Genomic DNA, 10,357 nt, shown 5'->3' on the forward strand with positions numbered 1-10,357 from the left:
AATAAATATTAATCTCTTCTGCTCGCCTCCCACCACCAACCAACTCCTGCTACCTGTTCTTTTATGCACCCCAACCCCGCTCGGCGGGGGGCGGCGCTGCCCGCCCCCCCCCGCCTCAAGACCCGTGAGGCTGCCATGAGCACCCAACTTCCGCTTCTTGTCATCGAAGATGTTTCGAGGCGCTTCGGTGCCACGCTGGCGTTGAACAAGGTTCGTTTTGACCTACGAGCGGGCGAAGTGCATGCGCTGATGGGCGAAAACGGCGCCGGCAAATCCACCCTGATGAAAATTCTTGCCGGCAATATCCAACGCGACGCTGGGCGTATCCTGATCGACGGCATCGAAGTCGAAATCCGTTCCCCGATCGAAGCCACAGACCACGGCATCGCCATCATCCACCAGGAGCTCAACACGGTGTCCGACATGACCGTCGCGGAGAATCTCGCGCTTGGACGTGAGCCGCGCACGCGTTTGGGCATCCTCGACCGTCACCGTATGGAGCAGCAGGCGCGAGAGAAGCTGGCACGCATCCATTCAACCATCGATCCGCGACGACCGCTCGGCTCGTTGAGCGTCGGCATGCAGCAAATGGTCGAGATCGCACGCGCCGTGGGCGAAAATGCCCGCGTGCTGGTGCTCGATGAGCCGACGGCGGCGCTGTCGCGCGCCGAGGCGCAGGAACTCTACCGTATCATTGCCCAAATGCGCTCGGCGGGCGTTGGTCTCATCTACATTTCGCACCGCATGGAAGAGGTCTGGCACTTGGCGGACCGCGTCACCGTTTTGCGTGACGGCGGCTATGTTGGAACCGGCACCTTGGCCGAGATCAGCCCGCCAGCAGTGGTTCGCATGATGGTCGGGCGTGCGGTTGCCGACCTCTACCATCACGACAAGCGCAACCCTGGTGCCACCGTCCTCGAGGTCGCGGGTCTGGCCAACGAAAACGTCGGCCCGGTCGACTTCTCGGTCCGGGCCGGAGAAGTTGTGTGCATGGCTGGGTTGATCGGCTCGGGCAGGACCGAAGTCGGACGCCTGATTTTCGGAGCCGACCCACGCACCGCTGGTTCAGTCACAATCGAAGGGCGACCCAGTCGCCCGTCGGACCCATTCGAGGCGATTGCCGACGGCATCGGCATGGTGCCCGAGAACCGCAAAGAGCAAGGCCTGTTCCTCGAGCATTCGGTGGAGGACAACATTGCGATCAGTTCACTCGACCGCTTCGTTGCCGCAGGCGTGGTCAATCGCACGAAACGGCGCGATGCGGTTATGGAGCAGATGAAGCGGCTCAAACTCCGGCTCAACGCAGCCTTGCTGCCCGTGAAGGCTCTGTCTGGAGGAAATCAGCAAAAGGCGGCACTCGCGCGATGGCTGCTTCGCGATTCCAAGGTGCTGATCCTCGACGAGCCGACGCGCGGTGTCGACATCGGTGCAAAGCGCGAGATCTACGAGGAGATCGACCAACTCGCCCGCGCCGGCAAGGCCATCCTGATCATATCGTCTGATCTGCCGGAGGCGATCGGAATAAGCGATCGCCTGATGGTCATGCGCGAGGGCAGGATCGTGTCCGAATTGGTTTCGGAGAAAACATCGGAAGAAGAAGTGATGCTTCATGCGACGGGCACCGCGATTCATGGCGGAAACACAGGAGTGCGACCGTGAACACTGCTCAAGACGACACCACTCAGGCATCACCGACCGCTCCGGATCGCGCCCCCTTCGATTTCGCCAAATGGTGGGATCGCGTGGGCATTCTTATGGTGCTCGTCGCGCTGGTGATCCTGATGTCGGCGATCGCTCCGAACTTCAACCGTGTCGACAACCTGCTCAACATTGCGCGCGCCATCTCGGTGAACGCCATCTTGGCGGCAGGCATGACGCTCGTGATTCTGACCGGCGGCATCGACCTTTCGGTCGGATCGATCATTGCCGTTTCTGGCGTGGTCTCCGTCATCGCCGCCATAGCGGGTGTGCCGGCCCCCGCCGCCATCTTTGTCGGCATTGCCGTCGGCGCCGCCTGCGGCCTGGTCAACGGAGCGCTGACGGCCTACCTCTCGCTCGCGCCATTCATCGTCACCCTGGGGACGATGACCTTCCTGCGCGGCCTTGCCTATACCATCACCGAAGGCCAGCCGATCGTGTCGAGCGCCTTGAACTTCAAGGACATCGGCAATGGATACCTCTGGGGTATCCCTATGCCAGTCATTGTGATGGCTACCGTCTACCTGATCATTTGGTTCATCCTGGAGCGGACGCGCTATGGCCGCCATGTCTATGCCGTGGGCGGCAATGCCGAGGCAGCCAAACTCGCAGGCGTCCGTGTCAAGCGGGTAGTCACGTCGGTCTATGTCCTGGCAGGCGGTTGCGCCGGCCTGGCGGGTGTCATCTTCGCCGCCCGCGTCATTTCGGCCCAGCCTACCGCCGGCACCGGCTACGAGCTGGACGCAATCGCGGCGGTGGTGCTTGGCGGAACCAGTCTGGCCGGCGGCCGCGGCCGAATTGTCGGCACCCTAATTGGATCCGTGATCCTTGGCGTGCTGAGCACGGGTTTGATCCTGCTCAACGTGCCATTCTTCACCCAACTTCTGATCAAGGGCGTCGTCATCATCGTGGCCGTCGCGATCGACAGCCTGAAGCAGCGGCCGGGGCTTTTCCGCTTCAGCAAGAAAGCGCCGCCCCGTGGCTCGGGCCGGTAACCGCCACGTCCTAGCGGCGCCGCTCCATCCGAGCTCGCCACCCTTGCACTGGAAGAACCAGCATGACCCATGCCGTCACCATCACAGATCCTCTCGCCGGCCGGCGCGACCATGAGCCGATCGCTTTTTCCGTCATGGCTGACCTGCCGCATGCCCTGTGGTGGGCTCGCGACGACGCCGGCAACCGGGTGTTGTGCCAGCGCCTGACGCAGGACGGCAAGCCAGGAGAAACGCGATTCGTGGCGACCATAAGCTTCGTTGGCCGTCTGCGGCTGACTATGGATGAACCATGCGATCCTGCTTCGGTTGACATTTCCGGCCTTAAGGTTCTCCAAGGCAGGGAAGCGGATTGCTTCGTGCGCCTTGACACTGGCGCGTTCGACCTTGAGCTCTGCTCCGGCACAGCTCGAGGCCTGGGCTCCTCTAAATGGGGGGTTCGTCACTTCCGGTCATTGCTTGACGATTTCGAACTGCTGCCATCCGGCAACAATGCCCTGGGCGGCTTTTACGGGCCTTTCTTCACCCCGGAGAATGGCCTCATCAACCCTCCCGAACACACGACCGTTACGATCGAGACGCTGGAGCGCGGTCCGGTTCTGCACCATTATCGCATGCACGGCACGATCCCGGATGGCCTGCTGGATGAACTCAAGGGCAAGCGTTTCTCAATCGACTGGGTCTTCACCTACGGGACGCCTTTTTTCCAGCGCCGCTATTGGGTCGATCCTTTCCAAACCGTCATCAACGGCCGCTCCGTCACCAACAAGATCACCGTTGGCGATGAGTTCGAGGGTGGCAACGGCAAACTCGTGTTCGACCGCTTTGCCGCCTATGGCGGAACGCGCTATCGGGCAGGGGACCCCTATGCCGGCGAGCTCGTCGCGATGGTGGCGGACACGGTGACCAACTCGCCCAGCCAAAGCCGGAAGTTCGAGGAATTCCGTTCGCATCTCGCCGACATCGAATCCGCGCATTGGGATCTCTATTGGCGGCTGTTCTGCAAATGGGAGGGCGTGCTCGAGGAAAATGAGCTGCGTGATCGGCTGGCGCGCGTTCGTGCCGCCGCGCACGTCAAGGCGGACCTGACGGATCGTCGTTGGGTCCTGACAGATCAGCCTGTCGACGTGTCCGCGGTCGAGCACGAAACGATATTTCCTGGTCCAGCCGACAAGACCGTGGAATTTGACGAGGCGACGGGTCGCGCCATGATCTGGTGGACATCGGAGCCGTCCGGGGCCTTCCAGATCGTCCAGCGACGGCAGTCCGGGTGGGTCAATTGGGGCAGCAACGGCGAGAATGAATGCCCGGAGCTTCCCGTCGGTGTGCAGATCAAGACCGCTTATGGCTATTTCGCCGATCGCTGGCAGGCCGTGGCAGATCAGCTGGAGATTGCCCCGATCGTGCGCGCCGAATAGAAAGCGTTCCGAAGCATGACGTCCTCTTGCAAGGCTCGATGGCGGCTTGGCCGAGTTTCGCTGATTGGACGCTTTAGGGGGTATTCAGCACTCTTCGGGCCATTGCGCCTCAGAACCGATGTGCTGCATTCTCACTACACTATCGAAGGGAACGACAGACCAGAGCGTGTTGTCGCCCTTCCCATGCCATCGCGTAAGATATGCGGACCAGCGCCCGGACCCAAGATGCAGGATCAAGTAGTACGCTATTCCACCGCCTCGACTGCGACGCTTCCACAATGCGCCTACCTTCAGACGGAAGCCACGGGGAGTGTTGCTGAAAAGGAGAAAGGTATCTGGATTCGAATGGGCGGTTGCGCGCGTAGCTTCTCCTGTCACCTCCAACTCGAAAGCAGGTGTTGCGATTTTTCCCTCCAACGAATACCCGTCAATATTGATGTAATTCGTGCTGGGCTTGCGCATCGCAACTCATTCCTCGAACACTGGCCGTTTCGGACCGGGAACGGCGATCCGCCGGCGCCTTGAGACTTGATCCGCCGTGGGCAACGAATGACAGGCAGATGTCTGCCGGACAGGCTGGTTTCGGTCGCGGCAAAACTATACCTTGAACCAAACGACTACCGCGATGCCGAATATGCAAAAAAGCACGTAAAGCAGAGCCGCGATGCGTTGGCGCCTGGGCGAAAGCTTTGGTGTGTTCTCATTTTCAGGCGGTGAGATGCGCTGTTCCATTTACCACTTAGATCCCACCAAGGTGGAGCGTCTTCAGTTCCAGGAACTCCTCCAGCCCGTGATGCGATCCCTCGCGGCCAAGGCCGGATTCTTTGATGCCGCCGAAGGGCGCAGCTGTGGTCGATACGGATCCTGCGTTGATTCCGACCATCCCGAACTCAAGAGCTTCGGCCACGCGGAAAGCGCGTGAGATGTCTCGTGTATAGAGATAGGATGCTAGACCAAACGGAGTGTCGTTCGACATTTCAATGGCTTGCTCTTCGGTCGAGAACCTGAACAGCGGGGCCACCGGGCCGAACGTCTCCTCCTTCGCGATCTTCATCTCAACCGTGGCATCCCGCAAAACCGTCGGCTCATAAAATAGACCTGATCGCAGCTTGCCGCCGACGACTACGGCTGCACCTTTGGACGTGGCATCATCGACATGTTCCTGGATCTTGGTTATCGCCGCCTGATTGATCATAGGACCAATCGCGGTGCCCTCCAGAAGGCCGTCACCGACTATGAGCTTCGAGGTTGCCGCGGTCAGCCGCTCGGCGAATGCGTCATAGACGCCATCCTGAACAAGGATGCGGTTTGCGCACACGCAAGTTTGACCACCGTTGCGGAATTTGCTTCCCATCACGCCGGCGACCGCCGCGTCGAGGTCGGCATCGTCAAATACCAAGAAAGGCGCATTGCCACCCAGTTCGAGCCCGACCCGCTTCACCGTCGCTGCGCATTGCTCCATCAAAATCTTGCCCACGCGGGTCGATCCGGTGAAGGTCAGCTTTCTTACAACGGGGCTGCTTGTTAATGCCCGGCCTATTTCGGCGGCCTGGCCGGTCACGATGTTGATAACGCCATTGGGTATGCCCGCGCCCTTTCGGCAAGGATACCGAGAGCCAAGGCAGAAAAGGGCGTGAGTTCTGCTGGCTTGATCACAATGGTGCAACCGGCTGCCAGAGCTGGAGCCGCCTTGCGAGTGATCATCGCATTCGGAAAGTTCCACGGCGTGATTGCAGCGACAACCCCTATGGGATGTTTCTGCACGATGATGCGGCCGTCAGCTGACGCTGCCGGGATCGTCTCGCCGTATACGCGTCGGGCCTCTTCGGCGAACCATTTCACGAATGAGGCACCGTAGACAATCTCGCCGCGCGCTTCCGCGAGTGGTTTTCCCTGTTCCAAAGTCATGATCCGCGCGAGATCATCACTGTTTTCAATAATGAGATCGAACCACCGCTCCAACAGCGCCGCGCGTTCGCCTGCGGTCTTCCGACGCCACGATTTGAAAGCCAGGTCCGCGGCCGCTATAGCGTCTTGTGTTTCCTCAGTCCCACATCTCGGAACACTGCCGATAATCTCACCTGAGGCCGGGTTATCCACCGGAGTGGTGACGGCACTGTTCGCTCCCACCCAATTTCCATCGATGTAGCAAAGCTCGGTAAAAAGCGAGGGATCTTTCAGTTGCTGGGCGATTGTCACGGCGTTCTCCAAGGTTTGCCGCATCATCCGCCATGTATCGCGGCACAATCTGCTGAAGAGATATCCCGCGTCGATAGCAATGCTCAATTCGCCACCGCGATCTACCCGATATTGCCGCTCCAGAAGCGCAAAAAATGAGGCAAAGAATGATCGCCCCTCCAAAACGCTCGGACGGCTTTCACGACGATTCAGCGAAAGTCGGCATCCGCACGGTCGCGTCCTGGCGGTACGCTCGTTTGAGCGCGTGCAGAGCGACCTACAAAGCTGGAGTCGATTTCGGCCCTCGCGGGCGGGAAGCGGTCGAGTGCTCAGATCACAAGGTGCTAATGCCGTCGCGAGACGTCGAGATTCGCGAAGTCACTTTCCAGGGTTTTTGGAGCGTCTACTTTCCGGCGGGAGGATCAAAGGTCAACCCTTTCTCCTTCACCACTGCTGCCGTCGCGCTCAGGAATTGTTCCATCGCTGGGCCCCCGCGATCTCGCCGCCAACTCGCCTGTGTTACTATCCGCGGCGCAGGCTCTTTTAACCTTCGTACGACAATACCGGGCCGACTATGTATCCATTCTGCGTCATAATGCAGCGTGATGCCGATGTTTGCAGCCACCAAGGCCATAATGCCATCGCTGTGTTCGGCTTGTTGCCCAAGAAGAAAATCAAACCCGTGGCGAAGGCAGAAGTCCCTGACGACGCGGTGGAAAACTCGCCATGTCTGCAGTCGACCGAGAACAAACGGTTCCTTTGACAAATCAGTTATGGAAATTGTCTCTTTCGCGACCAATGGATGCGAGACGGGGAGGACGGCTATCAACCGTTCGTTGCGAATGATGATCCGGTCAAGCTGGGGATGACTATAAGGTCCATGGTGGAACGCGATGTCGAGTTCGCGATCGAGAATGAGGTCGATCATTGTTGGCGTCGACTCGTCCACGAGAATGACATCTATCTCTGGTGCGGCGGCACGAAATACACGAATGATCTCCGGCAAAAGGCCGTTGATCGCCGGATCGTTAAAGCCGATGCGTAGCGCCCCCGCGACGCCCATCTGCACGCGTCTCGCACGGTGGATTGCCTGATCCACCTGATCCAAAAGACCCCTCGTTTCCCTTTGAAACCAACTGCCTGCCTCCGTCAGCCCCACAACGCGGGTGGTGCGCTGTAGCAACGTCACGGACAACATGTGTTCGAGATCCTTGATGGTCCGGCTCAAGGCTGGCTGGGCAATGTTGAGTCGTTCCGAGGCGCGGCGAAAATTCAGCTCCGTTGCCACAGCATGGAACGCGCGCAGATGGCGTAGCTCGATTGGCATTTGTGACTATTTGGGCATCAATTGGGCCATGTATTGATATTAGCGTTTTATGAAACGGCGCGCTAGATTTTTGCACCGCACGCAACGAGGCGGTCATGTGACAAGGGGAACGACGATGCTCAAAAATGCGATTTCCGTCAGCCTCTGCGGTGTTTTCGCACTGCTCGGAACTGATCTGGCTCTGGCCAACAAAGCAGACGACACGCTACGCATCGTCTGGGGCGTTGATGGTGTGATGGTCAACGCCGACAACTATTATGGCGCCACACGGACTGGCATCTGGTTCGACAAGATGGTCTTCGACACCCTTATCGACAGGGATCCTCTGACCGGAGACTACAAACCCAATCTGGCAACGGCCTGGAAGTGGATCGACGATACAACGCTGGAGTTCACGCTTCGGCAGGGGGTCAAATTCCACAACGGCGAGCCTTTCGGTGCCGATGACGTCGTCTACACGTACAATACCGTCGCGCATGACGATGGTGTAAAATTCAAGCGCATCGTGAGTTGGATCGACAAGGTCGAAAAGGTCGATCAATACAAGGTGCGCATTCATACCAAGGGACCGTTTCCCCAGGCCATCGAGTTCTTGGCGGGACCGATGCCAATTTATCCGAATGAATATTACAAGTCCGTCGGGTCGGCCGGGATGTCGAACAAACCTATCGGCACCGGCCCGTTAAAGGTCGTGGAGATGAAGCCCGGCAACGAGTACGTGCTAATCCGCAACGACGACTATACCTGGGGCAGTCCTAAAGGAGCTGCGAAGATCAAGAATGTGATCGTCCGTGAGATACCCGACGCGCAGACGCAAGTTGCCGAGATCATGTCCGGCGGTGCCGACGTGAGCGCGGATATGACGCCTGATCTGGTCAAACAGCTCAAGGACGCGCCGGGCGTGGCCGCGGCTAACGCCGAGACATACCGGGTCTTCTATATGGGTCTCGATGCGATGGGGCGGACAAAGACACCAGCGATCCAAGACATCCGGGTTCGCCAGGCGCTGAACTACGCGATCGATCGCAAGGCCATCGTAGAAAATCTTATGGCAGGTGCTGCACGCGTCATCGACACGCCGTGCCACCCACTCCAGTTCGGCTGCGACCAAGCCGCAGCGGTGAAATACCCCTATGACCCGAAAAAGGCCAAGGCACTCCTCGCCGAGGCGGGTTTCAAGGATGGCCTTGAGCTTCCTATCTATGCCGAGGCGCCGGCCTACGAGGCTGAAGCGGTCATGGGCTATCTGGCGGCGGTGGGCATCAAGACCACCTTGAACCGGCTGCCCTGGGAGGCTTATCGCGACGCCCAGGTCGCCAACAAGACGCCTCTCTTCCTTACCAACTGGGGTTCCTATTCGCTCGCGGACGCATCGGCGAGTACCAGCGTGTTCTTTAACGGTGGTGACGATGACTTTGCACATGATCAGCAGGTGATTGATGCGCTGAAACTTGCCGACACAAGCACGGATCCGGGCGTACGCAAGGAACACTACAGCAAGGCAATCGCCCGGATCACTTCGCAGGCCTATTGGGTGCCGATGTTTAGCGGGATTCGCAGCTATACCTGGAACTCCGACCTCGATTTCAGGCCCTATCCGGATGAGATTCCACGTTTCTACGAATACGGCTGGAAATAGCCACTGCCATCGTAGATGCGCGCCATGAGGCCGCCGGCGGATCGCTGATGCAAGGATCCGCCATTCATGCACGTCAAAAGCGGATCTAGCGAAATGAACCCCGGTCCCCAACCGCAAAAAGCGCCGAACCTTCATCATAGTGCGCTGGTCTGTGATTTGACCGTGCCGTGGGTTCAAATAGGTCGTGCGGACCTGCGCAACCGCACATTGCCGCGCATGGCGAAGAGCGGCGTCAACTTCGTTTCGCTAACGGTTGCTTCCGATGCCGAGAGCCTGCTTGACATCTTGGATCTGCTCGCAAGGGAGCGGCGCATTTTTCGCGAGAAAACGCAAGACTATAGGATCGTGGAGACGGTCGAGGATATCCTGGCGGCGAAGAACGGAGGCCAGCTTGCAGTCTCCTTCAACCTGCAGGGCACCAACGCGCTCGCGGGCAATCTCGACAGGGTAAGCCTGCTATACGATCTCGGCGTTCGTCAGATGCTGCTCACCTACAACAGGAGGAACCTTGTTGGCGACGGTTGCCACGAACGCACCGACGCGGGCCTGAGCGAATTCGGCGTCAATCTCATCGCGGAGATGAATCGCGTCGGCATGATCGTGGACTGCAGCCACACCGGCTACAGGACCTCCATGGAAGCAATGGAGGTGACGAATGCTCCCGTTATCTTCTCCCATTCAAATCCCAAAACCCTTTGGGAACACGATCGAAACATCCGGGACGACCAGGCGAGCGCCTGCGCTTCGACTGGCGGCCTGGTCGGGGTGGTGGGCGTCGGCATCTTCATGGGCGATAATATCGCCACGACCGAAATGCTCGCGCGGCAGATCGACTACTATGTTGAACTGATCGGACCCGACCACGTCGGGCTCGGACTCGATTATGTTTACGACGTTGAGGCCGAGCAGGCCTACATGGCCTCGGTGAAATCCCCGCCGCGCGGCAAGTACGACAAGATGACAGCCTTCTTTCAGCCGGAGCAGCTTCCCGAGCTTACAGATCTGTTGCTGGCCAAAGGCTATCCGGAAAGCGCCATCAGGGGTATTCTGGGAGAAAACTTCCTGCGCGTCGCGCGCGCCGTCTGGCGCTGAGTGAGGTGTGCCG

6 protein-coding genes and 1 pseudogene are annotated in these 10,357 nt (G+C 59.1%); 5 read left to right on the top strand and 2 right to left on the bottom strand.

All coding sequences use genetic code 11. The features are described from left to right. Window positions 1-135: 135 nt before the first annotated feature. The 3 genes from NKI20_RS22150 (at window position 136) to NKI20_RS22160 (ending at window position 4,108) form a co-directional block, all read left to right on the top strand. The gene (locus NKI20_RS22150) at window positions 136-1,659 is read left to right on the top strand and encodes a sugar ABC transporter ATP-binding protein (RefSeq protein ID WP_352834235.1); all 1,524 of its coding nucleotides are present in this window, start codon (window positions 136-138) and stop codon (window positions 1,657-1,659) included. Continuing rightward, complete coding sequence (locus tag NKI20_RS22155) at window positions 1,656-2,693, top strand: ABC transporter permease subunit (protein WP_352726452.1); 1,038 nt, start codon at window positions 1,656-1,658, stop codon at window positions 2,691-2,693. Before NKI20_RS22150 ends, NKI20_RS22155 begins: the two co-directional genes overlap by 4 nt. A gap of 62 nt (window positions 2,694-2,755) precedes the next feature. Continuing rightward, window positions 2,756-4,108 carry a hypothetical protein gene (locus NKI20_RS22160; protein ID WP_352834238.1) on the top strand — a complete coding sequence of 451 codons (1,353 nt, stop codon included), beginning with the start codon at window positions 2,756-2,758 and terminating at the stop codon, window positions 4,106-4,108. A 739-nt stretch (window positions 4,109-4,847) separates the two neighbouring features. On the opposite strand, the pseudogene NKI20_RS22165 reads toward NKI20_RS22160, so the two are convergent. Beyond that, a pseudogene (locus tag NKI20_RS22165) lies at window positions 4,848-6,334 on the bottom strand (NAD-dependent succinate-semialdehyde dehydrogenase). 355 nt (window positions 6,335-6,689) lie between these two features. Further along, complete coding sequence (locus NKI20_RS22170) at window positions 6,690-7,613, bottom strand: LysR family transcriptional regulator (RefSeq protein WP_352834241.1); 924 nt, start codon at window positions 7,611-7,613, stop codon at window positions 6,690-6,692. A 115-nt stretch (window positions 7,614-7,728) separates the two neighbouring features. Between NKI20_RS22170 and NKI20_RS22175 the strand changes: the two genes are divergently transcribed. After that, window positions 7,729-9,252, top strand: a complete 1,524-nt coding sequence (locus tag NKI20_RS22175) for an ABC transporter substrate-binding protein (RefSeq protein WP_352726445.1) — start codon at window positions 7,729-7,731, stop codon at window positions 9,250-9,252. 66 nt (window positions 9,253-9,318) lie between these two features. Continuing rightward, window positions 9,319-10,344: a dipeptidase gene (locus NKI20_RS22180; RefSeq protein WP_352834244.1), complete on the top strand. Its 1,026-nt coding sequence runs from the start codon at window positions 9,319-9,321 to the stop codon at window positions 10,342-10,344. Window positions 10,345-10,357: the final 13 nt, after the last annotated feature.

The sequence above is a fragment of the Mesorhizobium sp. M0830 genome (genome assembly GCF_040319965.1).
Classification (GTDB): Bacteria; Pseudomonadota; Alphaproteobacteria; order Rhizobiales; family Rhizobiaceae; genus Mesorhizobium.